Source organism: Stappia sediminis (genome assembly GCF_009826895.1).
GTDB lineage: Bacteria > Pseudomonadota > Alphaproteobacteria > Rhizobiales > Stappiaceae > Hongsoonwoonella > Hongsoonwoonella sediminis.
The window spans coordinates 1-705 of the sequence record NZ_WUMV01000021.1 but is presented as its reverse complement, the minus strand read 5'-3'; the positions used below and the strand labels follow the sequence as shown (position 1 = coordinate 705).

General features: G+C 59.9%; 1 pseudogene. It reads left to right on the top strand.

Annotated elements, in window-relative coordinates:
• Positions 1–705 (top strand): annotated as a pseudogene (locus GR183_RS21620) (IS5 family transposase); the annotation flags it as partial.

The window sequence follows — 705 nt, the reverse complement described above, 5'->3', positions numbered from 1 at the left end:
ATCGAGCCGTTTTTTCCGAGATCGCACGGAGTGCCTCGCGTGGATGACCGGCGGGTCGTTTCGGGCATTGTCTATGTCCTGAAGCACGGCCTGCAGTGAAAGGACGCGCCGAAGGACTACGGACCCCACAAGACGCTTTACAACCGCTTTCGCCGCTGGACGGAACTGGGCGTGTTCGACAGGATTTTCAGTCACTTGGCAGCAAGCGACGGGCCACCGGACACGCTGATGATCGACGCCACACATCTAAAGGCTCATCGTACGGCATCAAGCCTGCTAAAAGGGGGATACTTTCCCGCCACATCGGCCGCACCAAGGGCGGACTGAACACGAAGCTGCATGCCGTGTGCGACGGCGAAGGCCGACCGATCGCGATGTGCCTGACAGACGGACAGGTGTCTGACCATATCGGCGCCAAGATCCTCTATCCCGCCCTGCCCAGAGGAAACGGCGCCACCCTGATCGCCGACAAAGGATACGATTCCGACGAATACCGCGCCGCGCTCCAAGCCAAGGGGATCGCTTCCTGCATTCCCCCGCGCAAGGGCCGCAAGGCACCGGCCACGTTCTGCAAAACCCAATACAAACAACGCCATAGAATCGAGAACATGTTCGGGTGCCTGAAAGACTGGCGACGCATTGCCACGCGATATGACCGCCGTGCCGATATCTTCATGGCCGCAATCACCATCGCTGCCATCGTCA